Raw genomic sequence first — 23,298 nt, forward strand, 5'->3', positions numbered from 1 at the left:
TGGTCAGAAGAAGACCTTGGCCAGCGAGAGCACACCCTGCCGCCACGGTTCGCGGCTGGTGCGGCCGGCGGGCGCGGCCGGGCCGGTGCCGTCGGCGGTGTCGGCGGCGGCCCGGTCCCGCCACCACCGGTAGGTGGCCAGGATCGCGTCGCGGTTGGAGCGCCGGGACCGGAAGTCGAGCCGCTCGTGGGCCTTGCTGACGCTGACGTACGAGTCGGCGCGCAGCTTGTGCACCAGCCGTCCGTACACAGGGGACAGTCTGGCGCGGCGCAGCAGGTCGAGTACGGCGACCGCGGCGCCGGCCGGGACGGGGACGATCCGCCGGCCGTGCCCGGCCGCGTCGAGCACGGCCTGGAAGTCCTCCCGCAGCGTGCCGAAGTCGGCGGCGGCGATGTTGAAGGTGTCGTTGGCGACCTCGGCGGGCGCGGTCAGCGCGCGGGTCACCGCGTCGACCAGGTCCTCGATCGCGAGCATCTGGATGCGTACGTCGCCCCGGCCGATGACGGGGAAGTTGCGGCCCTCGTCGGCCCACTCGAACAGCATGGCGAACAGTCCGAGCCGGCCGGGTCCGAGGAACGTCTTCGGGCGCAGGATCGGCACGCAGAGCCCGCCGGCCCGGAACTCCTCGGCGACCTCCTCGGCGCCGGCCTTCGCCCGGCTGTAGGCGTCGACCGGGGCCCGGGGGTGCTCCTCGGTGGTCGGTACGACGTCGGGCAGCCCGTACACGGCGGTGGAGGAGATGTGCACGACCCGTTCGAGCCCGGCCGCCACGGCGGCGCCGAGCACCGTACGGGTGCCATCGACGATCACCGACCGGATCTCCGGCTCCGGATAGCTCGGCAGCGCGGCGGCGGTGTGGACGGCGACGTCGACCTCGGCCACCGCCCGGCCCACCGCCCCGGCGTCACGGACGTCGGCGACCGTGTAGCGGACCCCGGGCAGCGGTTCCGCCGGTTCGCGCAGGTCGAGGCTGTGTACGGCGTACCCGTCGGCGTGCAGCCGCTGGACCAGGTTCAGTCCGAGCATGCCGCAGCCGCCGGTCACCAGCACCCGGGTCACCACAGTGTCGACAACCTTTCGCGTACGAACCGGCTCAGCAGCCGGGGCAGCCCGATCGCCAGGGTGGCGTCGAAGCAGTCGAGGAAGTGCTTGACGTCGGCCTCGGTGGCGACCAGCGGCGGTCCGACCACCAGCGGGTTGCGGCCGTTGAGGGTGTAGTAGGCGTAGATGTCGTGGTCGCGGTAGAGGGTGTCGATGACCGCGCCGGTGATGACCTTGGTGGCGAACTGCGGGTCCTTGGCGAATCCCACCGGCAGCAGCCGGGTGACGAGGTCGAGCACCTTGACGTTGTTCTGGAGGAAGACGCCCCACAGCGCGCCGGCACCCTGCACGTCGGCGATCAGGTCGGGATAGTCGGCCCGCAGCCGGCGCAGTCCGGGGGCGAGGATCGCCTCGATCTCGCGGGCCCGGCCCGGGAAGTCCTCCTCCACGGCGACGTTGATCGCCTCGATGGCGGTCGCGGTCTCCTCGCCGAAGCCGTAGTAGGTGGTGCTGGTGCTCTGCAGCAGGGCGTCGTTGAGGTTCTCGTACGCCTTGTGGAAGATCGGGTCGCGGGCCACGTACGCCGAGATCGACGACTTGCCGCCGCCGAACGACTTCGAGGTGGTCAGCACGTCCGGCAGCAGGCCGGGATAGCGCATGAAGTAGAACAGAGTGCCGGTCTTGCCCCAGCCGGTGTAGATCTCGTCGAAGATGAGCACGATGTTGCGCTCGGTGCACAGCTCGCGCAGCCCGCGCAGGAACTCCTCGCTGCACGAGCGCATCGTGGAGGCGCTGAAGGGCTCGACCAGGATCGCGTACACGTCGCACCGGCCGGCGGCGTCGCGGGCGGCGTCCACTTCGGCGCGCAGGGCGGCCAGGTCGCCGTACGGGTAGCTGACCACGCCCGGGATGCCGGGGAACCGGAACGTGTTGCGGGCGGCGGTCAGGCTGCCCGAACCGAGCAGCTTGCCGTGGAAGCTGATGTCGGAGTGCAGCACGGTGTTGCGCCGCCCGCCGTGGTATTTGTACGCGAGCTTCACCGCGCCCTCGACCGCCTCGGCGCCGGAGTTGGGCAGGAACGACTTGTTGAGGTCGCCGGGCAGCACGGCCGCCAGGTTGTGGCCGAGCACCGCCAGGTACGGCGAGAAGATCGTCTTGTGCACCTCCATCCGGCGTTCCTGCTGGAAACGCTGGCGGGCGGCGATGATGCGCGGGTGGTTGTGGCCGTGGTTGAGCACGCCCACTCCCCCGGTGAAGTCGAGGATCCGCCGGCCGTCCCGGGTGTAGATGTAGCTGCCCTCGGCATGGTCGATCAGCTCGCGCCCGAAACCGAACGACGTCATCAGATTGACCTGGCTCGAATTGATGTATTTGCGGTACATGTCCTGCACCTGATCGACGGAGAGCCGATCAGCGGAGTCGAGCCCAATCAAGGACGAGCCCTGTTCACTAGCCATCGACCCTCCACAAAGCGGGTTCCGAATAGCGCGGCATTCGCATCCTAGGTACGCCCGACCGGCCCGCCCAGGTAGCAGTTACCGGCCTACGACCGTCGTACGACCACCGCCCACGAGGCGCGTACGACCTCGACCGAGACAATTCGGCGCGGGGGTTGACATTGTCGACAGTCAACCCCTCAATCAATGGGGCACCGTCGCCACACCCGTCGCGCCCGCATCGTGACCGAGGAGCCACCGTGCCGGTACTGCACCAGGTAACGGTCGTCTGCCACCAGTTCCCGCCGTGGCGGATGGGTGGGCTGGCCGAATACGCCGAACGCTGCCTGCACCACCTGCACCGGCGGCGCGGCGACCTGCGGCTGCGGCTCTACACCATGAACCACCCCGGCGACCAGCCGCGGCACGGCGTCAGCGGCGGGGTGCCGGTGGTCCGGCCCCGGATGCCGCGCTGGCTGGGCCGGCGGCTCTTCGACCCGCACCGGGCGCTGTCCGCCCGCGGGCAGGGCCTGTTCGCCATCGCCCTGATCGCCTTCAACCTCGGGGTGTTCCTCGGGCTGTGCCGGGGCCGCCGGCGCGGTTCGGTGGTCGCGGTCCACGACTGGCAGAGCACCCCCGCCGGCATCCTCGCCGCGACCCTGCTGCGGCTGCCGGTCGTCTACCACGTGCACAACACCGAACAGACGATGGCACCGCAGCCCGACGTCGCCGACCCGCTGCGGATCATCGGGGCCTGCCAGCGGCTGATGGCCGGCCTCGCCGCCCTCGTCGTGGTGCCGACCCCGGAGATGGGCGACCTGCTGGTCCGGCACGGGTTCGCGGCTCACAAGATCCGGGTGGTGCCGCACGGCTACGAGGACCCGCCCGGCACCGACCGGGACGCGCCGGCCGACCGGGCGGCGACCCGGGCCGAACTGCTGGCCGAGGCCGGATTTCCCGCCGACTCGCTGGTCCTCGTCTTCGCCGGCCGGCTCAGCCCGGTCAAGGGCGTACACACCCTGCTGCGGGCACTGCCCGACATCGCCCGCTGGCACCCGGCGGCCCGCCTGTTCCTGCTCGGCACCGGCCTGCCCGGCACCGACCAGGACGCCGTCGTGGACCGGCTGGTCGCCCAGCTCGGCATCGCCGACCGGACCCGGGTCTACCACCGGCACCTGTCCCGCGAGCAGGTCCGCCGGCACTACCTGGCCGCCGACCTGTGCCTGTTCCCGTCCACGTACGAGCCGTTCGGGCTGGTCTCGGTCGAGGCGATGGCGCTGGGCACGCCGGTGCTGCTCGGGTCCGGGTTCTCCGCCACGATCGGCACCGACGGCGTACGTCCCACCGCGCTGCGCCTGACCACCGACCGCCCCGACGAGCTGGCCCGGCTCGCCGGCAACCTGCTCGCCGACGCGGAGTACGCCGCCGAACTCGGCGCGCGGGGCCGCCGGCACGTCGAGCGCTCGTTCGGCTGGTCGGCGTCGGTGGACGCGACGGTCGCCGTCTACGAGGAGGCGGTCACCGCCCGCCGGGCCGGCCGGCCGGTGCCCGCCCCGGGGAAGGCGGGCCGGCCGGCGGTCGCCGACCCGGCCGGGGAGCACCGGTGACCCGCCGCCTCGCCCGGCTCCGGCCGCTGCTCACCGCCGTCCTCGTGGTCGCGATCCTGGCCGGGGTCTGGTGGACCGTACGCGGACAGGACTGGTCGGTCGCCCGCCCGCTGGTGACCGGGCACGCGGTGCCGTACCTGCTCGCCGCCGCCGGGTGCAACATCGTGGCGCTGCTGTGCGCGATGCGGTCGTGGGCGAGCACCCTGGCCGACCTGGGGCACCGGCTGCCCAACCTGGCCGCCGCCCGGATCTACTTCGTCGGGGTGCTGGCCAAGTACGTACCCGGGCGGGTCTGGGTGGTGGTCACCCAGGCCCGGCTGGCCGCGGACGCCGGGGTGCCCGGCACCGCGACGGTGGCCGCCTTCCTGCTCAACGTCGTCGTCATGCTGCTCACCGGACTGGTCGTCGGCGCCCTGGCCGGCCCGGCGGTGCTCGGCGACCGGGGCTGGTGGCTGCTCGCCCCGGCCGCCCTCGTCGTCGCCCTCCTGGCCTGGCCGGGCGTCGTGGGCCGGCTCGCCGCGGTCGGCGCCCGGCTGGTCCGCCGGGACCTGCCGGCCGTCGGCACCGGCACCGCCACCCGGGCCGCCGTCGGCTGGCAACTGGCCTGCTGGCTGGTCTCCGGCCTGCACCTGTGGCTGCTGCTGATGGCGCTCGGCGCGCCGCCGGGTCCGGCGCTGGTCGCCGGCGTCGGCGGGTTCGCCCTGGCCACCGTGCTCAGCACGCTGGTCGTGGTGGTGCCCGACGGGGCGGTGGTCCGCGAGGTGCTCATCGCGGTCGCGCTGGTCGGCCTCCTGCCGGCGACCGGGGCGGGCGCGGCGGCGATCGCGAGCCGGGCGGTCTGCCTGCTCACCGAACTCGCCGTCGCCGGCGCGGTCCTGCTCGGCGCCCGGCTCGCCCGGCGGCGGCACCCCGACCGGCCACCGACGCCACTGCCGGCCACCCCGGTGCCGGTCACGCCGGCCCCGGCCACCGGCGGCCCCGGCACCGCGGCGGGGCGCTGACCCGGGCCGGACTCAGCCGGCGGGCCGGGTCAGCTCGGCGGCGAGCAGGTCGTTGATCTGCGCCGGATGGTCGTTGAGGAAGAAGTGGCCGCCGGTGAAGACCTTCACGTCGCAGTCCGCGGTGGTGTGCCCGGCCCAGTCGCGCGCCTCGTCGATGCTGACCCGGGGGTCCCGGTCGCCGGTCAGCACCGTGACCGGACAGCTCAGGCGCGCCCCGCCGCCGTGCCGGTACGTCTCCACCGCCCGGTAGTCGGCGCGCAGCGCGGGCAGCACGATGCTCAGCACCACCGGGTCGGTCAGCAGCGACTCCTCGGTGCCGCTGAGCCGCTGCACCTCGGCGACGAGTTCGTCGTCGGTGCCGAGGTGGATCGACTCGTCACGGACCCGCGACGGCGCCCGCCGGCCGGACGCGAAGAGCCGGCGCAGGACCACCCCCTGCCGTTCGAGCCGGACCGCGACCTCGAAGGCGATCACGGCGCCCATGCTGTGCCCGAGGAACACCAGCGGCCGGTCGAGGGTGCGCGACAGCACGGCGACGATCGCGTCGGCGAGGTCCCCGATGCTGTCCAGGCACGGTTCGCCGAGGCGGTCCTGCCGGCCCGGATACTGCAACGACAGCACCTCGGCGACCGGCGACAGGGCCTTGGACGTCTGGTGGAACGCGACCGCCGAGCCGCCGGCGTGCGGAAAACAGACCAGCCGGGGTCCCCACGCCGGCCCCGGGTGGAACCGTCGAATCCAGAGCTTCGTGTCCATCGATGGTGCCGTCATCCGCCCGTACTGTCCCTTCGTACCCACGCATCCGCCGCGGCGATTATCCCCGGCCGGTGCCGGGGCCGCCCGGGCACGTCCCGTGGCCGTGCAGCCCGCACCCCGGTGCGGCGGATGCCGGCGGAAGGGTCGGGCGGGACGGATCGGAACGGCGTCGGACCGGGTCGATAGCATCCGACCGGTACAGCGGGGAGGAAAACGAATGCACCACATCGGTCCCTACCGGCTGCTCGGCGCGCTGGCGACCTGCCCGGTCGGCACCGTCTGGGCCGCCTCGGACTCGGCCGGCCGCCGGGTGACACTGGCCGTGCTCGACCCGGCGGTGGCCGGCGACCCACGCTGGCGGGCGGCCTTCGCCGCGACCGCCAACACCCTGTCCCAGGCCGACGACCTGCCGGTGGTCGGCGCCAACCATGTCGCGGCCACGCCCTGGGTCGCCTGCGCGGCCGAGGCCGGCCAGGGCGCGGGAAACATATTCACCGCCCTGGGGCAGCACCTCGTCGCCGCCCCACCGCCCGACCCGGGTCCGGCCGACCAGCCGACCGTGTCGCTGGCCGGCCAGCTTCCCGCGCTACCGGAGCCGCCGGACAGCGGCCCGGAGCCGCCGACCGTCGCACTGGCCGCGCCGGACGCGACCACCACCCGGCCGACCGGACCGGCCGCCCCGGTGAGCGGCCAACCGGCCCAGGTCTCGGCTCCACCCGCTCCCGTGTCGGGCGGTCCCGTCTCCGGAGGTCCCGCGCTGGGAGGTCCCGTCTCCGGGGGTCCCGTGGCGGGCGGCCCGGTCTCCGGGGGTCCGGCGTCGCCGGCCGCCGAACCGCCGAGCTGGCCGCCGGCCGCCGCTCCCCGGCGCAGGCCGCACCGAGCGGGCCGTTCCCGCCGCGCCCGGCCGGCCCGCCTCCGCAGCCGCTCGCCGGCCCGTTCCCGGCGCCGCGCGGCGCTCCCCGGGCCGCCGCCCGTGGCCGGACCACCCCAGCCGGCGCCGGCCGGGTACCCGGCGCCGTACCCGCCGCTCTTCCCACCCGCACCGGCCCGGCCGCGCCGGGGCGCGGCATCCTGGTCACCGTTCTCGTCGCGGTGCTCGCGCTGGCGCTGGGCGCGGCCGGCGGTGCCGCCGCCATGTCGGCCCTCGGCGGCGACGCCGCGCCCGCGCCCGGCGCCAGCCCGACGCCGTCGGTCGACATCGCACTGCCCGGCACGGCGCCGGCCGCGCCCGGCATCGAGCCGCCGGTCGGCGGCGGCTGGCCGGCGGACTTCCCGAGGTTCGGTCCCGCGGACCGCACGCAGCAGGTCACCGACCTGCCCGGGCTCGGCTTCTCGTTCCGGATGCCGGACACCTGGCGGTGCGAACCCGTGGCGTCGACGTCGGGCTTCGCGCACTACTCCTGCGGCACCCCGGCCGGACAGGGGCCGAAGGCCGGCGGCGACCTGATCGTGCGGCACTGCCCGGTCCCCTGCGACGAGGGGCGGCGGACCGAACTGCGTACGGCCGAGGAGGCGTTCGGCCTCCAGTGGATCCGAAGTGGACCGTTCACGACCTGGGCGCAGACCGACCGGGTCGACGACGCACCGCAGTACGGCATGGTCTACCTGAGCTACTGGCGCAGCGTCCCCGAAGGGGTGCTGGACCGGCAACTGGTGCTGCGGATGACCGCCCCGCCGGAGCGGGCCGACGAACTGCGGAAGCTGACCTATTCGATCCGGGATGTAACGTTCACGATCTGACCGGCTCCGCCGCGGCCGTACGGCGGTCCGCGGTGGGCCGGGCGACCCAGACCGACCGTCTCTCACCGAACGAGCGGGGCCATGGCACGCACACTGACCGTCTCTGCCCAACAGCCGGGAGCCTTCCCGTCGATCGCCGACGCGCTGGAGGTGGCCGAGGACAGCGCCGTCATCTCGATCGAGCCCGGCGTCTACGCCGAGTCGCTGCGGATATCGGGCCGGCGGCTTACCCTGGCGGCCCGCGAGCCGGGCACGGTGACCGTCGACGCCACCGGCCACGGCGCCCCCGGGGTGAGCTGCACCGGCGGTGAGGTCACCCTGAGCGGGCTGGTGGTCGCCGCCGGCGACTACCCCGCCGTGCACGCGGCCCGCTGCGAGCTGCGGATCGACGGCTGCGAACTGCGGGCCGGCTACGCGGCCGGCGCCAGCGTCACCGACGGTTCGCGGCTGCGGGCCACCGGGCTGAAGGTCACCAAGGGCCAGTACGGCATCGTCGTCGACGACTCCGGCGGCACCCTGGACCAGTGCGAGGTACGGGGGGTCAGCGACGACGGCATCATCGTCCGGCTCGGCGCCGACCCGACCATCCGTAACAGCACGGTCGCCGACTGCGGCTACCGTGGCGTGTACGTCTACCAGGCCGCCCGGCCGGTGCTCGAACGGTGCGACATCTCCGGCACCGGCGACGCCGGCATCTCGGTGGCGTTGCAGAGCGCGCCGACGATCGCCGAGTGCTGGGTGCACGACACCCGCGGGGTCGGGATCGCGTTCGGCCGTGGCTGCACGGGGCTGGTCGACGGCTGCCGGATCGAGCAGACCGCCGCGCCCGCGATCCGGCTCGACGAGGGGGCGGCCCCGGTGGTCCGCGAACCGGCCGAGCCGGGCGGTGCCGCCCCGATGGCCGGGGCAAAGGCCGGCGACGGCGCGGTCCGGCAGGACGCCGAGAAGATGGACACGCTGCTCGCCGAACTCGACTCGATGATCGGCCTGCCCGGGGTGAAGGCCGAGGTGCGGGCGCTCATCGACGAGTTGCAGGTCAACGAGTGGCGGCGGGACGCCGGGCTGGCGGTCGGCGCGGCCAGCCACCATCTGATCTTCACCGGGGCCCCGGGCACCGGCAAGACGACGGTGGCCCGCGTCTACGGCCAGCTGCTCAAGGCGCTCGGTGTGCTGCCGAACGGGCAGTTCCGCGAGGTGTCCCGGCGGGACCTGGTCGGGCAGTACATCGGCCACACGGCGGAGAAGACGACGTCGGTGTTCGAGGAGGCGCTCGGCGGGGTGCTGTTCATCGACGAGGCGTACACCCTGTCGCGGGCCGGTGGCGCGAACGCCGACTTCGGCCAGGAGGCGATCGACACGCTGGTGAAGCTGATGGAGGACCACCGCGACCGGGTGGCCGTCATCGTGGCCGGTTACACCCACGAGATGAGTGACTTCCTGGACGCGAACTCCGGCCTGGCGTCCCGGTTCGCCAAGACGCTGGAGTTCGAGAACTACACCGCCGACCAGCTCGTCATGATCGTCGACCGGATCGCGCGCAACGACGACTACCTGCTCGCCGACGGCCTGGACGACGGGCTGCTGGAATGGTTCGGGCAGGTCGAGCGGGACCGCAACTTCGGTAACGCCCGCGAGGCGCGCAAGCTGCTCGAGGGCATGCGCAAGGCGCAGTCCGGCCGGCTGCGGGCGCTGGGCCGCCGACCCACCCGCGACGACCTGCGCACCCTCACCCTGGACGACCTGCTCGCCGCGACGAGTTGATCACATTTCACGGGCTCGGCGCCGGTTTGGCGGCATTCGCCTACTAGCCTGTCGAAGATTCGACAGTCCGCCCGTCAACCACGGCGTCGTCCTCCGCGGCCACGTCATCGCTCGAGAAGATGCCTGTCAAAAGCAATGATCTGACCGCGTTCATCCCCCGCCAGACCGCTCCCGTACGCTCCGAACCGCCCGCACAGCCGTGGCGCCCCGGCCCCGACGACGGCCCGCCACCACCCGAGCCGCTCGACGCGCCGTGGCTGAGGGTCGTCGCGTGGGCCGCGCCGATGGTGGTCGTGGCCATACTCTCCCTGATCGGGATCGGCACGCCCGGGCTGTGGGAGGACGAACTCCAGACGTGGGGCATGGTGACCGCGTCGTGGCCCGACTTCCGGTCGGTGCTCGCCGGCACCGACGCCGGGGCGGCGCCCTACTACCTTCTGCTGCGCGTCTGGACCGACCTGGCGGGCACCTCCGACGCCATGCTGCGGCTGCCGTCGGCGCTGGCGATGGTGGGCGCGACCGGACTGGTGGCGGCACTCGGGGTCCGGCTGGGCGGGCTGCGGGTCGGGCTGGCCGCCGGGCTGCTCTTCGCGGTCCTGCCGACCACCTCCCGCTACGCCCAGGAGGCCCGCCCCGACGCGTTCACCGTCCTCGCCGCGGCACTGGCGACGCTGCTGCTGGTCCGCCTGCTCGACCGGCCCCGGATCGGCCGCTACCTCGGCTACCTCGCCGCGCTGGTGCTGCTCGGCCTCGGGCACGTGCTCGGTCTGCTCCTGCTGCTCGCACACGCGGTGATCGCCTGGCGGCTGCGGCCGGACGGCCGTACGGTGGCCGGCTGGGCGCTGACCGCGGTGCTCGCCGTCGTCCTCGTCGGACCGGTCGTCCACTTCGCGAGGCGACAGGCCGGCGGCGACGGCGACTGGATTCCGCCGGTGAGCCTGGCCCGGGTCGCCGAGGCCCCGGCCGTGCTCTTCGGCGACCTCCTCATCGGCGGGGCACTGCTGGCGTGCGCGTTCCTGGCGATGTCGATGCGGGGCCGGGCGGCGGTGGCGACCGCCTGGGCCCTGCTGCCGACCGCCGGCCTGCTCGCCGTCAGCCTGGTCGTCCCGACCTGGCTGCCCCGCTACCTGCTCTTCACCCTGCCGGCCTGGGTGCTGCTGGCCTCGCTGGCGGTACGGCGCACCACGATCGCCCGTGGCGTCGGCGTGGTGCTCGCGATCGGCCTCCTCGGGCTGCCCGGCCACCTCGACATCCGCACCCCGACCGGGCACGGGCAGGGCACCCGGGACATCGCCGCGGTGATGCGGGCGCACGCCGCCCCCGGCGACACCGTCGTCTACGGCCCGACCGAGGGAGGCGACCAGCGACTCGCCCGCGACGCCGTGCTGCGGTACGTACCACCGGGGATCGCGCCGCAGGACCGGCTGGCCCGCACCCGGCCGCGTACCGGCGGCAGCGTCGGCGCGCGGGAGTGCGCGGCGGGCGAGGTGGCCGACTGTCTCGGCCAGCCGGACCGGATCTGGCTGGTCCGCAAGGGCAACCGGGACGACCCGCTGGCCGGGCTCGGTGCCGGGAAGACGGGCGTGCTGGAGTCCGGCTACGTGGTGATGCAGACCTGGCGGGTGCGCGCGTTCACCATCGTCCTGTACGTGAGCAAACCGCGGTGACGGCTCTGCACGACCGGCTGGCGACGCCGGCCCCGGCCACCCCGCCGCCGGCCCGGCGGCGACGGACCACACCGCCGGTGGTGCCGGTCGACCCGGCGCTGCCGCAGCCGCCCTCCCGACGGGAGAAGGCCGCCTACCGCCACCGGCGGCTGCCGTACCTCATGGTCGCCTCGGCGGTCAGCTTCACCGCGCTGACCGTGAGCCAGGTGCTGTTCGTACGGATGTCGCCGTGGCTGCTGCTGCTCCTGCCGCTGATGGCGTTCACCATCGCGTACTACCTCGTCTCGCTGTGCGTCAACCTGTTCACCCCCGACTTCGACCTGGACCGGCACCGCCGGCTGGTGGCGTCGTGGGCGCCGGACGAGCATCCGCCGGTCGACGTGTTCCTGCCGGTGTGCGGCGAGGCGATCGACGTACTGCGCAACACGTGGGAGCACGTGGCCGCGATGGCCCGGCACTATCCCGGGCCGGTCCACGTCTACGTGCTCGACGACTCGGCCACCGCCGAACGCGAGGCGATGGCGCTCGGCTTCGGCTTCGTCTACCAGCGCCGGCCCAACCGGGGGTGGTACAAGAAGGCCGGCAACATGCGGTACGCGTACCAGCGCACCATGGGTGACTTCATCCTCGTGCTCGACGCCGACTTCACCCCGCGTCACGACCTGCTCGACGAACTGATGCCGTACTTCGACGCGTACCCGGACGTGGGCATCGTGCAGTCGCCGCAGTATTTCCGGGTGCACCAGGACCAGGGCTGGCTGGAGCGCGGCGCCGGCGCGGTGCAGGAACTGTTCTACCGGTCGGTGCAGGTGTCTAGGCAGCACCACGAGGCGGCGATCTGCGTCGGCAGTTGCGCGGTGTACCGGCGTACGGCGCTGGACGCGATCGGCGGGTCGACGCTGATCGAGCACTCCGAGGACGTGCACACCGGGTTCGACATGCGCCGCCGGGGCTGGCGGCTGCGGTACGTGCCGGTGCCGCTGGCGACCGGGCTGTGCCCGGCCGACGTCAACTCGTTCTTCACCCAGCAGTACCGGTGGTGCGCCGGGTCGATGAGCCTGCTCGGGTCGACGAAGTTCTGGAACACCCGGATGCCGGTACGCCAGCGCCTGTCGTACCTGTCCGGCTTCTTCTACTACCTGCACACGGCGCTGTTCACCTTCGTCGGCCCGCTGATCCCGATCCTGATGCTGCTGGTGTTCCCGCAGTACGTGAAGCTTTCGAACTACCTGCTGATCGCACCCAGCCTGGTCTACAACGTCGTCGTCTTCCCGTCCTGGCACCGCTGCGCGTACGGCTTCGAGGCCTGGACCACCAAGATGATCTACGGCTGGTCGCACGCAGTCGCGGTCTGGGACCTGCTGCGCGGGCAGAGCATGGGCTGGCAGCCGACCGGTGGTACGGCACGCAAGAACAGGACGGGACGGCTGTGGACCGGTATGGCGGTGTGGACGGCGGGCAGCGGAATCGTGTGGACGCTGGCCGCGGCGTACCAGATGGTCCACACGGACCTGGCGGCGTTCGCACCGGCCTTCCTGGGCGGGGTGTTCTTCCTGACGATCGCGATGCAGGCGCTGCTGGTCGACCCGGCGAAGGACCTGCCGGCGGGCGGTTCGCGGTGAGGTCGCGCCACCTGTTCGTCACCATGGTCCTCTTCGTGGCCCTGGTCTTCGGCTACGCCGCGGTCGCCCCCGACACCCCCGGGCCGCCGCCGGCCGCGTCCACCGGGGCGGCACCGACCGCCGCGGTCGGGCCGGCACCGGCGTACGACGTCAGCCACCTGCGCGAACCACCCGGTCAGTACCTCGGCGTCGCCCTCGCCGGCGCGCCCCGGGACATGGGCAAGGTGGACGGGTTCGCCGACCTCACCGGCCACCGACCCAACATGATCACGATCTACGAGAGCTTCGACGACGAGTTCGCCGCCGCCGAGATCCGCAAGATCTTCCAGTACGGGGCGCTGCCGATCCTGCGCTGGGAGCCGTACAAGGCGAAACTCGCCGACATCGCCGCCGGCCGGCACGACCCGTACATCCGGCGGTTCGCCGCCGAGGTGCGCCGGGTGAATCTCCCGATCGCGCTCACCATCGCCCACGAGATGAACGGGCACTGGTACCCGTGGGGCGCCGACACCAACGACCCCGCCGACTTCGTCGCCGCCTGGCGGCACATCCACGCCCTCTACGCCGAGGCCGGCGCCACGAACGTCATCTGGACCTGGACCCCGAACGTCGTCAACCCGGTGCCGACGGTGCCGCTGGAACCCCTCTACCCCGGCGACGCCTACGTCGACTGGATCGGCATCGACGGCTACTTCACGCACTCCGGCGCCAAGACCTTCGAGGGCCTGTTCGGACCGACGATGCGCGAGGTCGAGGAGTTCACCGACCGGCCGTTCCTCGTCGTCGAGACCGGCTCCGAGCCCGGCGCGATGCGGGAACGGTCCGTACGCGAACTGTTCGAGGCCGTACGCACCGAACCCAAGCTGCTCGGGTTCGTCTACTTCAACCAGAAGGGTTCGGGCGACTGGGTGATCGACCGGGATCAGCGGGCGCTGGCGACGTACCGGCGGGAGGCGGCACGCGGGGACCGGCTGGGCTTCCGGGTACGGTGACCGCGGCGGGCGGCGGGTGATCGTCAGGTGGCGGCCGGTCGACGTGCGGCCCGGCGCCCCGGCGCCCGCCCGACGATCATGGCGCGAAGGGTCCGGAATGCACGGGTGGACCGGTTCCTATGATGGGGGCCGCGCCCTCCGCCCCCGGGGCGGACCGACGACGTGGAGGTTGCAGCCGGACATGACCGCACCGTCACAGTCCGTCCGCGCCGTCGCCCGGGTCGCCCCGGGCGAACCGGCGCCGAGCGGCCCGGCCGAGGTGCCCCGCCCGCGCCGACGCCCCAGCCACCTCGGCCGCGTCCACCTGCTGCAACTGCTGCTCATCGAGGCGGCCGTCGTCGGCACGCTCGCCGCCGCCACCCAGGGCGCGGTGCCGGCCGTGGCGACCGGCGTCGCCGGCGCCGCCGTCGTCGCGGCGACCCTGGCCCGGCGGGGCGGCCGCTGGTGGCTCGAACGCTGGATGATGTCCGTGGCCCAGCGGCGCCGGCGGCGCGGCCGGCCGATCCCGCACGGCGACCCGAGGGTCACCGCGCTACGCCACCTCGCTCCCGGCCTGACCGTGCAGAACGCCTCCGTCGGCGACAGCGCCGACATCGGCGTGGCCCGCGACGACGCCGGCTGGTACGCCTGCGCGGCGGTGTCCACCGGCCGGCGGCGCAAGGACGGCGCGCTGCCGCTCGACCAGCTCGTGGCGGCACTGGCCGAGACCGGGCAGCCGGGTGCCGTCCTCCAGGTCGTCACCCTCACCGTGCCGGCACCGGGCATGGACACCCCGCCCGCCTCGCACGCCGGCCAGTCCTACCGGCAGCTGCTGACCGGTTTCGGGTCGGCCGTCGTGCCGGCGCACCGCGCGGTCTGGATCACCGTACGGCTCGACGCGTGGGCGCTCGCCGAGGCGGTCGTCGACGAGCACGGTACGGCGCTCGACGACGTACCCGAACTGGTCGCCGCGCTGCTGCACCGGGTGACCAAGACGTTGCGCCGGGCCGGGTTCACCGTCCAGCCGCTCGACGACGCCGGCCTGCTCGACGCGCTGGTGCAGTCGTGCGACCTCGAGGGGGCGGCCGCCCCCGGCAACGGCCGCGGCGAACCGCGTGAGGAATGGTCGCGCTGGCACTCCGGCCGGCTGGCGCACCGCACGTTCTGGGTCCGCCGGTGGCCGGCGACCGACCAGATCGGGGCGCTGCTCGACGCGGTGGGCGCCACGCCGTCGGCGCTGACCAGTGCCGCGCTGACGCTGGCCGCCGAGGGCGACGGAGACGGCGTCGACCTGCGCGGCCTGGTCCGGCTGGCCGCGCCGCCCCCCGAACTCGGCCCGGTGTGCCTGGCCGCCGCCCGGGCGGCGGAACTGGCCGGCGCCGACCTGTTCCCGCTCGACGGCGAACACGGCCCGGCGGTGTACGCGTCGGCCCCGACCGGTGGAGGTGCCCGGTGACCGGCCCCCGCGAAGAACGGCATCCGTACCCGGCCGCCGTGCAGGCGGCCCCGGAGCCGGCGATACGGCAGCCGGCGGAGCCCGACGCCGCGGCGGCGTACCCGGTACCCGTGGGGCCGGCGGACCGGCAGGTGGCCGCACCGGCCGGGGCGGACGCCGGAACCGCCGCCGTCGCCGCGCCGGCCGCCGCCGCCCAGGCGGCCGTCGCGGCCGCCACCGTGACCCGGGCCACCGGCCGGGCCGCCGCGGTCGCCGCCGCCGCGCCACCGGCCCCGGCGACGACCGGCACCGTCTACGGCCAGCCGCCGCCCGGCGACCCCCGACGTGGGCCGGCCGGACGCCTGGCCCGGCTGCGGATCGGCTCGCACACGGTGTCCCGGGCCGCCCTGTCCCGGCTGAAGGTCCCGACCGCGACGGCCGGCCTGGTGCTCGGCGTCGACCGCAACCGGATCCCGGTGCCGGTCCGGTTCTTCCGCCCGGAGCCGACCCGGACCGCCCTGGTCGGCGGCACCTGGGCGGCCCAGCTCGTGGTGCTGCGCGCGCTCGCGCTCAGCGCCCGCGTCGTCGTGGTGACCACGGACCCGGCGGCCTGGTACGGCTTCGGCGAGCGGGTCACCGGCCACGACGACCGGTTGCAGGTGCATCCCGGCGGCCAGCCGGAGCTGCCGGCGGGCAATCCGCAGCAGCCGGCCCTGCTGGTCCAGGATCTCGGCCTGGCGGCCACTGCCGCCGCCCCACCTCTCGGCGCCTGGCAGACCCGGCTGACGGTGCTGCGCCGCCTCGACCAGTCCGCGGTCTCCACGGTCCAGGACAGCCAGCTGGTGCTGATGCAGCGCCTCGACGGCCTGGAGGCGCCGCTGGCCGCGTCGACGTTGCGGCTGGCGGCGCACAGCGAGCAGTTCCTCCAGGTGATGGCGCACGACATGGTGGCGGTCATGGGCGACGGCACGAGCCGCTACCTGTGGCTGGCGCAGACCGAGATCGAGCGTCACTTCACCGGCCCGCCGGGCCGCTGACGGCCGCGGGCGACCTCGCGGCCGCCAGACCGGCGCCCCGGCGCCCGCGAGGTCGTTGACGGCGGGCGAGCCACGCTGGGACGATCCGGCGGCGGGTACGCGGCCGGCCCGTGCTGTGCGGCGGCGGCTCACCCGGTTGGAGGCGGTGCCGTGTCGTTCGCCGACGCCGTCGGTGGTCACCTCCACACGCTGTCGATGGGCGTGCGGGCGGCCCGGCGGGAGGCGACGGCGGTCGACCGCCTCGTCGCGCGGATCGTCGTCCGGGCGGACGGGGCCGGTTTCGCGGGCATCGCGGTACGACTGACCTCCGTACGCGAGGCGATCGGGCGCGTGCGCGCCCGGCTGGCCGCCGTCGAAGACGTGCTCGGCCAAGCGTCCCGCTCGGTTGCCGACGTCCCGCGGCAATCCTCCGTCCAGGAGATCGACAGGATGCTCACATCCGTCGTCGTGGCCCTCACGACCGCCGCCGACGGCATCAGCGCGGCCGAAGCAGGGGTCGAAGAATCCGGACGGCTCGTCGTGGCGGCACTGCGGGGTGGTGAACCTGGCCCCGCCCTCTTCCACCTGCGACGGTTGGGGCGAAATCTCGCATCGGCGGGCGGCCTCGCCGACGGGGTCCGAGGTCAGGTCGAGGCGGCACTGGCGCGGGCCCGCCAGGTCGGCGCCGCCGGGCCGCCCGGCGGTGGGGTCGTCCCCGTACCGGCCACCGGGGCAGACTCCGACACGGCCGGACGACAGGTCACCGCCTCCCGTGCCCCGCCGGCCGATCCACTGTCGACGGACGCCCCGAGACCGGTCGGACCCGCCTGGGTGCGGGCCGCCCCTTCGACACTGCCCGACACGGTCCGGGCGGCGGCCGGCCGCCTGGCTCCACGGCCGGCCGGCAGTACCCGACCCACGCAGGGATTGCTCAACGGAGCGCCCGTCACCTCGGGCTCGGGAGACCGGTCGCTCGCTGCGGATCTCGACCACGACCCGCTGCGTGGTCCCCCGGTCACCTTCTACGACCACGCGGAGTCGAAGGCCGCCGCGCACCTGCGCCGGAGCGGCGGCACCGGGGCCGACCTCGCCATCGACAACACCGTCTGCGGTACGAACGAGCGCGACCAGGGCTATCCATGGACCTGTGACAAGATCCTGCCTGCCATCCTTCCGGCGGGAAGCCGACTAGTGTCTGGGTCACCCGCGACGGCGGCGAGACCTGGTGGCACCGTATCTACACCGGCACGGGAGAGAGGATCGTCCGATGACTCTGCTATTGCGCGACTACCACGGCCACTCCTACGAGCTGACCAGCGCGGACGAGGCCGGACGCCGATTCGACGAGCAGATCGAGACGATCATGCCGCACGGCGGGTGCGGACAGACGATCACCATCGGACCGGCCGGAAGCCCGGTCCTGCGTGTCGACATCGACATCGACGCCGACCGGGCGGCGGTGCGCTGGCTGCCGGACGGCAGCCACGCCGTCGCCCTCGACCCCGACCGCCCCATCACCGTCTACGAATCCCCCGACGCCGGTCTGTGCGACATCCCCGCCGACCTCGTACGGCTGGACACCACCGCGGCACGGCAGGTCGTCGTCGACTACGCCGCCACGGGTGACCGCCCCGCGAGCGTGCTCTGGAGGACCACGGACGGCGCCTGACGCCCTGGTCGCTCCGTTTCAGTTCGGGGGGTCGGTCCAGGCGAGCTGGACCAGGCGGGCGCCCTCACGCCGCGTGAAGAGCCAGGACCGGCCGGGCGGGAGCAGTTGCGGCTTCATGTTGCCGAGCAGCGGCCCCTCCTCCTTCGGGCCGGACATCATCAGGCCCGGTGAGGCGAGTTCGCGGATGCGGGCGATGAACGGGTCGAACATGGCCCGGCTGGCGCCACCGATGCGCCTTGTCAGCACGACGTGCAGGCCGACGTCGCGGGCCTGCGGCAGGAACTCCATCAGCGGGGCGAGCGGGTTGACCGCGGCGCCGGCGACCAGGTCGTAGTCGTCGACGAGGACGTAGAGTTCCGGCCCCTTCCACCAGCTCCGGTCGCGCAGCTGTTCGGCGGTGACGTCGGGGCCGGGCAGCCGCTCCTTCATCACCGTCGCCACCTGTTTGATCAGGTCGGCGGTGACCTGCTGCGAGGTGCCGTACCCGAGCATGTTCTCCTCGGGTAGGGCGCCGAGCAGGCTGCGCCGGAAGTCGACCAGCATGATCCGTGCCTCGTGCGGCTGATAGCTGGCGGCGATGCCGCGGCCGAGGCTGCGCAGGAAGGAGCTCTTGCCGGCCTCGATGTCGCCGAACAGGATCGCGTGCGGCTCGGCGTCGAAGTCGAGGAAGACCGGCTGGAGGTCGATCTCGGCGATGCCGATCGGGATCCGGCCGCGCTGCGGTGCGGGCAGGGTGTCGAGGCGCAGCTCGTCGGGGAGCAGCCGCACCGGTGGCGCGCCGGCCCTGGTCCAGCCGGCCCGGACCCGCTTGACCAGGTCGGCGACGGCGTCGGCGAGGTCGTCGACGCGCTGCTGGCCGTCGATGCGGGGCAGGCCGGTGAGGAAGTGCAGCGCGTCCGGGGTGAGGCCGTGGCCGTGGCCCTCGGGGACGTTGACGGCGGCCCGTCGGTTGATCAGGGAGTCGTTGGTGTCGCCGAGCCGCAGTTCGATCTTGGTGCCGAACATGTCGCGGACGGCGGCGCGTACGTCCATCCAGCGGTTGCTGGAGGCGAGGATGTGGACCCCGTACCCGAGGCCCCGGTTGGCCAGTTCGGTGACCAGCGGTTCGAGGTCCTCGTATTCGCCGCGCAGGGTGGGCCAGCCGTCGACGATCAGGAAGAGGTCACCGAACGGGTCCTCGGTGAAGTGGCCGTCGCGCTTGGCCCGCCGGTAGGCGGCGATGCCCTCGACGCCCCGGCTGGCGAACAGCGACTCGCGGGCCTGCATCAGGCCGTAGAGTTCGGCGATCGTACGGCGGACCTTGTTGACGTCGCGGCGGGTGGCGAGGCCGCCGGCGTGCGGCAGGTCGGCCAGCGCGCTGAACGTGCCGCCGCCGAAGTCGAGGAAGTAGAACTGCGCCTCGCGCGGCGTGTGCGTCAGGGCCAGGCTGAGCACGAGCGTACGCAGCAGGTTGCTCTTGCCGCTCTGCTGGGCGCCGACCACCATGACGTTGCCGGCGGCACCGGCCAGGTCGAGCCACATCGGGTCGCGGCGCTGCTCGAACGGCTTGTCGATGAGGCCGGCCATGCCCCGCAGGGCGCCGTGCAGGGCCTGGTCGTCGACGCTCAGACCGCGTTCCGGCGTCGGCCAGATCTGCGGCAGCAACTGGTCGAGGGTCGGCGAGTCGTCGAGCGGCGGCAGCCACACCTGGTGCGCCGGTGGGCCCTGCCCCTCCATCCGGCGCACGAGTACGTCGAGCAGGGTGTCGCCGACGACGGTCTCCTCGACCTCGGCGGGGGCGTCGGCGGGCCGGTCGTCGTGCGGCAGCGGGAGGAACCGGGTGCTGTATTCGCGTACCGGGTCGATGGTGCGCCCGCCGACGACGGGAAGCTGCCCGTCGCGGCGGACGACGCCGGAGACGTACGCGGCCTTGAACCGCACCAGGCCCTCGGTGCCGGCCTTGAGGTAGCCGTGACCGGGCGAGCGCGGCAGTTCGTACGCGTCGGCGACGCCGAGCACGGCCCGGCTCTCCATGGAGGAGAAGGTACGCAGGCTGAGCCGGTAGGACAGGTGGGTCTCCAGGCCGCGTAGCCGGCCCTCCTCCAGCCGCTGCGAGGCGAGCAGCAGGTGGACGCCGAGCGACCGGCCGACCCGGCCGATCTGGACGAACATGTCGATGAAGTCGGGGCGCGCGGTCAGCAGCTCGCTGAACTCGTCGACGATCATCAGCAGGCTGGGCAGCGGCGCCAGCGGGACCCCGGCGGCGCGGGCGCGTTCGTAGTCGCGCTGCGAGGCGTAGTTGCCGGCGCGGCGCAGCAGTTCCTGGCGGCGGGTCAGCTCGCCCTGGATCGCGCCGAGCATCCGGTCGACCAGCGACAGCTCGTCGGCGAGGTTGGTGATGACGGCACTGGTGTGCGGCAGCCGGTCCAGGGCGGTGAAGGTGGCGCCGCCCTTGAAGTCGACCAGCACCAGGTTGAGGATCTCCGAGCTGTGCGTCGCGGCGAGGGCCAGGACCAGGGTGCGCAGCAGTTCGCTCTTGCCGGAGCCGGTGGCGCCGACCAGCAGCCCGTGCGGCCCCATCCCGTCCTGCGCGGACTCCTTGAGGTCGAGTTCGATCGGCCGGCCGTCGGCGCCGACGCCGATCGGGACCCGCAGCCGGTCGCGGTTGGGCCGGCTGGCCCAGAGCTGGGCCAGGTCGAACTCCTGCGGGTCGTCGATGCCGAGCAGGTCGGCGAGGCCGAGATCGGCGACGGCGGACGGCTGGTCGGCGTACGACGACACCGACAGCCGCAGCGGGGCGAGTTCGCGGGCCAGCACCTCGGCCTGGGCCGGGCCGAGCGCGTCGGCGCGGCCGACCTGGGTGCTGCCGTCCATGGTGGTGCCGCTGACGGTGCCGTCGTCGGCGATGTCGAGGACCACCGACGACTCGTCGAGCAGCCGGGGTGGCGGCGTGGACAGGTCGAGGATGGTGACGCCCTGGACCCCGCCCTCGGTCATCAGGTGGTCGGAGCCGGCGGTCGGTACGCCGTCGATGAGCACGACGACGTGCGGCCCCGGCGACTGCCGGGCGGTGGAGGGGTCGAACCGGGGCCGGTTGGCCAGCACGTCGTCGAGCATCGCCTCCAGCGCGGTGACCGCGGTGGCGAAGAGACGTACCGGGCCGACGGCGTCGAGCTTGCTCGGGTGCTGGGCGTGCGGCAGCCACTTCGCCCACTCCCACTGGGCCCGGTTGGCGTCCGGCACGCACAGGCCGATCAGCAGGTCGTCGGGGGCGTGGAAGGCCGCCATCTGGGCCAGCAGCGACCGCACCAGGTCCCGGGTGGCGGCGTCGGATCCGCGCAGGTAGACGTGGGAGAAGTCGCGTACGGCGATGGCGACCGGCAGGTCGGGCACCACCGAGTAGGTGGAGACGAACTTGCGCAGCGCCATCGCGCACAGCGGTTCGAGTTCGTCGACCGGGCGGGTCTGCGGCGGGACGAGCGGGGTGGCGACCTCCTGCGGCCCGAGGCCGATCCGGACGACGCCGAAGTCCGCGTCGCCGCGCCGGCGCTCCCACAACCGGCCGCTGCCGACCGTCGACCACAGCTTGTCCGGGTCGGGGTGCCGGTAGTGGATGGCCTCCCGCTGGGCCCGGATCGTGGCCCGGACCTGGGCCCGCAACTGCGACAGCCGGCGCATGTACTGCCGGCGGGCCTCGACCATCTCCTTCTTGCCCGGCCCGCTCTGCTGGGTGGCCATCATCGCGATCATGCCGAGGATGGAGACGCCGTAAAGGGCACCGACGACGTAGGTGATCGGGCCGCCGCGCTGCATGCCCATCATCAGGCCCATGGCCGCGGCGCCCGCCGCCATCGGCAGGACCATCAGGAGCCGGCCCCACGCCTTGCCACCGGGTGGCGGGATCTCCGGTGGTGGATCGAGGAGCACCTCGCCGCTGGGCAGGGCCGGCGCCGGCCGGCGGGGTGGACGCTTGACGATCGTCGATGCCACCTGCCCTGCCCCCCCAGTCAACCGCGAACCAGCCGCGCCATCCTAACCAGCACCGGCACCCGCACCGTCGGCAGCGGGCGGGTGCTAGGTTGACCGTCCGCGGGTCCGGTCCGCGATCCCGCGCGGGACCGCCCGCCCGGCCGGCGACGACCGGGCGACGGGCAAAGACGCAGGGTGACGGGGAGGTGACCAGCGTGACGGCCCCCGGCGGCCTCAGTCTGGCCAGGGTGACGGTCGCGGCGCCGAAACGGCGCATGGATGTGGCCCTGCCCGACAACATGCTCCTCGCCGAACTCATGCCGCACCTGCTGCGGCATGCCGGCGACGATCTCGGTGACACCGGCGAGCAGCAGGGTGGCTGGGTGCTGCGGCGGGCCACCGGCGCACTCCTGGAGCCGGGCCGCAGCCTGTCCGTGCAGGGCGTACGCGACGGCGAGGTGCTGCACCTGGCCCCCGGCCGCGACGACTGGCCGGAGATGGCGTACGACGACGTCGTCGAGATCATCGCCGGCGGCGCGCGGCGGTCGGGGCGGTCCTGGGGCGGCCTCGCCACCCGCCGCTGCGGCCTGGCGGTCGCCGCCGCGGCGCTCGGCGCCGGCCTGGTCGGGCTGCTCACCGCCGGCCCGGCCGGACAGCTCAGCCGGCGGCGTGGCGCTCGGTGTCGCGGCCCTGCTCGCGGTCGTCGGCGTCCTGCTCTCGCGGGCGTTCTCCGACGCCTCCGCCGGGGCGGTCGTCGCGGCGGCCGGCCTGCCGTACGCGTTCGCCGGCGGCGCGCTGCTGGCCGCCCCGTCCGGTGCCGCGCTGGCCGCCCTCGGTGCGCCGAGCGTGCTGCTCGGCAGTGCCGCGCTCCTGGTCACCGCCGTCGTCGGCTACACCGCGGTCGCCGCCGTACAGCGGCTCTTCATGGCCGGCATCGTGACCGGTCTGGTCGGCGGCCTCGCCGGGCTGCTCTGCCTCGTCGGGCTGTCCGCCGCCGGGGCGGCGGCGGTCGCGCTGACCGTGGCGATCGGGCTGCTGCCGAGCTATCCGCTGATGGCGAGCTGGATGGGCCGGATGCCGATGCCGGAGCTGCCGGGGCGGCCCGAGGAGATCCTCGCCGACCGGCCGGTCCCCCGCCGCTCCGACGTCTTCGCGACGGTGGCCCGGTCGACCGAGTTGCTGACCGGGATGCTGCTGGGCGCGGCCGTCTCCAGCGCGTGCGCGGTGGCGCTCGTGGTCGCCCGCGACGGGACGGTGTCCGGCGTCCTGCTCGCCGTCTGCGCCGGTGGTGCGTTGCTGCTACGGGCCCGGCTCTTCCCGCTGCCGCAGCAGCGGGTGCCGCTCATCGTCGGCGGCCTGACCGCCCTCGCCGCGCTGGTGTTCGGCGGCCTGCTCGGTGCCGGGTCGGCCGGCACCCGGATCGTGCTGCTGGGTGTGGTGATCGCCGCCGCGGCCGTCGCGCTGACCGCCGGCCTGGTCTACAGCCGACGGTCGCCGACCCCGTACGTGGGACGGGCCGCCGACATCGCCGACGTGCTGGCAATCATGGCGCTGATCCCGCTGACCTGCGCGGTCACCGGCCTGTTCGGCGCCATCCGGGCCCTGTTCGCCTCGATCGGCGGGTGACG

At 73.9% G+C, this 23,298-nt stretch carries 16 protein-coding genes and 2 pseudogenes; 13 read left to right on the top strand and 5 right to left on the bottom strand.

Annotation, left to right across the window (positions count from 1 at the left end; translation table 11 throughout):
* Window positions 1–3: 3 nt before the first annotated feature.
* Together QCD66_RS20030 and QCD66_RS20035 are read right to left on the bottom strand one after the other, a co-directional pair.
* Window positions 4–1,062, bottom strand: coding sequence for an NAD-dependent epimerase/dehydratase family protein (locus QCD66_RS20030; protein WP_364206594.1), 1,059 nt, complete (start codon window positions 1,060–1,062; stop codon window positions 4–6).
* Window positions 1,056–2,423: an aspartate aminotransferase family protein gene (locus QCD66_RS20035; protein WP_375735797.1), complete on the bottom strand. Its 1,368-nt coding sequence runs from the start codon at window positions 2,421–2,423 to the stop codon at window positions 1,056–1,058. The genes QCD66_RS20030 and QCD66_RS20035 overlap by 7 nt, the downstream gene beginning before the upstream one ends.
* Before the next feature lie 314 nt (window positions 2,424–2,737).
* Here QCD66_RS20035 and QCD66_RS20040 point away from each other — a divergent pair, with 314 nt between their 5' ends.
* Window positions 2,738–4,084, top strand: a complete 1,347-nt coding sequence (locus QCD66_RS20040; RefSeq protein WP_375735796.1) for a glycosyltransferase family 4 protein — start codon at window positions 2,738–2,740, stop codon at window positions 4,082–4,084.
* Window positions 4,081–5,085 (top strand): lysylphosphatidylglycerol synthase domain-containing protein, encoded by a 1,005-nt coding sequence (locus tag QCD66_RS20045; protein WP_407566724.1) that lies wholly within the window; start codon window positions 4,081–4,083, stop codon window positions 5,083–5,085. The genes QCD66_RS20040 and QCD66_RS20045 overlap by 4 nt, the downstream gene beginning before the upstream one ends.
* A gap of 12 nt (window positions 5,086–5,097) precedes the next feature.
* Here QCD66_RS20045 and QCD66_RS20050 read toward each other — a convergent pair whose 3' ends face one another.
* Together QCD66_RS20050 and QCD66_RS20055 are read right to left on the bottom strand one after the other, a co-directional pair.
* Entirely contained in the window at window positions 5,098–5,856 is a 759-nt protein-coding gene (locus QCD66_RS20050; protein ID WP_364206600.1) for an alpha/beta fold hydrolase, read from the bottom strand.
* 219 nt (window positions 5,857–6,075) lie between these two features.
* The gene (locus QCD66_RS20055) at window positions 6,076–6,498 is read right to left on the bottom strand and encodes a hypothetical protein (protein WP_407566725.1); all 423 of its coding nucleotides are present in this window, start codon (window positions 6,496–6,498) and stop codon (window positions 6,076–6,078) included.
* Window positions 6,499–6,933: 435 nt separating this feature from the next.
* Here QCD66_RS20055 and QCD66_RS20060 point away from each other — a divergent pair, with 435 nt between their 5' ends.
* The 9 genes and pseudogenes from QCD66_RS20060 (at window position 6,934) to QCD66_RS20100 (ending at window position 17,722) form a co-directional block, all read left to right on the top strand.
* Entirely contained in the window at window positions 6,934–7,581 is a 648-nt protein-coding gene (locus QCD66_RS20060; RefSeq protein ID WP_407566726.1) for a hypothetical protein, read from the top strand.
* A gap of 81 nt (window positions 7,582–7,662) precedes the next feature.
* On the top strand, window positions 7,663–9,342 hold the full coding sequence (locus QCD66_RS20065; protein ID WP_375737145.1) for a right-handed parallel beta-helix repeat-containing protein: 1,680 nt from the start codon (window positions 7,663–7,665) through the stop codon (window positions 9,340–9,342).
* A gap of 119 nt (window positions 9,343–9,461) precedes the next feature.
* On the top strand, window positions 9,462–11,009 hold the full coding sequence (locus tag QCD66_RS20070; protein WP_375737144.1) for a glycosyltransferase family 39 protein: 1,548 nt from the start codon (window positions 9,462–9,464) through the stop codon (window positions 11,007–11,009).
* Window positions 11,006–12,631: a glycosyltransferase family 2 protein gene (locus QCD66_RS20075; protein WP_407566727.1), complete on the top strand. Its 1,626-nt coding sequence runs from the start codon at window positions 11,006–11,008 to the stop codon at window positions 12,629–12,631. Before QCD66_RS20070 ends, QCD66_RS20075 begins: the two co-directional genes overlap by 4 nt.
* Window positions 12,628–13,623, top strand: coding sequence for a glycoside hydrolase family 26 protein (locus QCD66_RS20080; protein ID WP_375737142.1), 996 nt, complete (start codon window positions 12,628–12,630; stop codon window positions 13,621–13,623). Before QCD66_RS20075 ends, QCD66_RS20080 begins: the two co-directional genes overlap by 4 nt.
* Before the next feature lie 181 nt (window positions 13,624–13,804).
* Window positions 13,805–15,058, top strand: a complete 1,254-nt coding sequence (locus tag QCD66_RS20085; protein WP_407566728.1) for a type VII secretion protein EccE — start codon at window positions 13,805–13,807, stop codon at window positions 15,056–15,058.
* Complete coding sequence (locus QCD66_RS20090; RefSeq protein ID WP_407566729.1) at window positions 15,055–16,074, top strand: hypothetical protein; 1,020 nt, start codon at window positions 15,055–15,057, stop codon at window positions 16,072–16,074. Before QCD66_RS20085 ends, QCD66_RS20090 begins: the two co-directional genes overlap by 4 nt.
* A gap of 195 nt (window positions 16,075–16,269) precedes the next feature.
* Window positions 16,270–17,232: pseudogene (locus QCD66_RS20095) on the top strand (DUF6244 family protein); the annotation flags it as partial.
* Between the two features lie 88 nt (window positions 17,233–17,320).
* Complete coding sequence (locus QCD66_RS20100; protein ID WP_375737152.1) at window positions 17,321–17,722, top strand: hypothetical protein; 402 nt, start codon at window positions 17,321–17,323, stop codon at window positions 17,720–17,722.
* 18 nt (window positions 17,723–17,740) lie between these two features.
* Here QCD66_RS20100 and eccCa read toward each other — a convergent pair whose 3' ends face one another.
* Window positions 17,741–21,691 carry a type VII secretion protein EccCa gene (eccCa, locus tag QCD66_RS20105; protein WP_375737150.1) on the bottom strand — a complete coding sequence of 1,317 codons (3,951 nt, stop codon included), beginning with the start codon at window positions 21,689–21,691 and terminating at the stop codon, window positions 17,741–17,743.
* Window positions 21,692–21,969: 278 nt separating this feature from the next.
* Between eccCa and QCD66_RS20110 the strand changes: the two are divergent.
* Together QCD66_RS20110 and eccD are read left to right on the top strand one after the other, a co-directional pair.
* A pseudogene (locus QCD66_RS20110) lies at window positions 21,970–22,080 on the top strand (EsaB/YukD family protein); the annotation flags it as partial.
* A gap of 259 nt (window positions 22,081–22,339) precedes the next feature.
* The gene (gene eccD, locus QCD66_RS20115; RefSeq protein WP_407566730.1) at window positions 22,340–23,296 is read left to right on the top strand and encodes a type VII secretion integral membrane protein EccD; all 957 of its coding nucleotides are present in this window, start codon (window positions 22,340–22,342) and stop codon (window positions 23,294–23,296) included.
* The last annotated feature ends 2 nt before the right edge of the window (window positions 23,297–23,298 follow it).

This window comes from Polymorphospora sp. A560, from assembly GCF_045781765.1.
GTDB classification, from domain to species: Bacteria; Actinomycetota; Actinomycetes; order Mycobacteriales; family Micromonosporaceae; genus Polymorphospora; species Polymorphospora lycopeni.

Excerpts from the sequence above, each read along its gene's own strand:
- QCD66_RS20070 (WP_375737144.1), top strand. The coding sequence starts at position 9,462 with ATGCCTGTCAAAAGCAATGATCTGACCGCGTTCATCCCCCGCCAGACC.
- QCD66_RS20100 (WP_375737152.1), top strand. The coding sequence starts at position 17,321 with ATGACTCTGCTATTGCGCGACTACCACGGCCACTCCTACGAGCTGACC.
- QCD66_RS20065 (WP_375737145.1), top strand. The coding sequence starts at position 7,663 with ATGGCACGCACACTGACCGTCTCTGCCCAACAGCCGGGAGCCTTCCCG.
- QCD66_RS20050 (WP_364206600.1), bottom strand. The coding sequence starts at position 5,856 with ATGACGGCACCATCGATGGACACGAAGCTCTGGATTCGACGGTTCCAC.
- QCD66_RS20035 (WP_375735797.1), bottom strand. The coding sequence starts at position 2,423 with ATGTACCGCAAATACATCAATTCGAGCCAGGTCAATCTGATGACGTCG.
- QCD66_RS20085 (WP_407566728.1), top strand. The coding sequence starts at position 13,805 with ATGACCGCACCGTCACAGTCCGTCCGCGCCGTCGCCCGGGTCGCCCCG.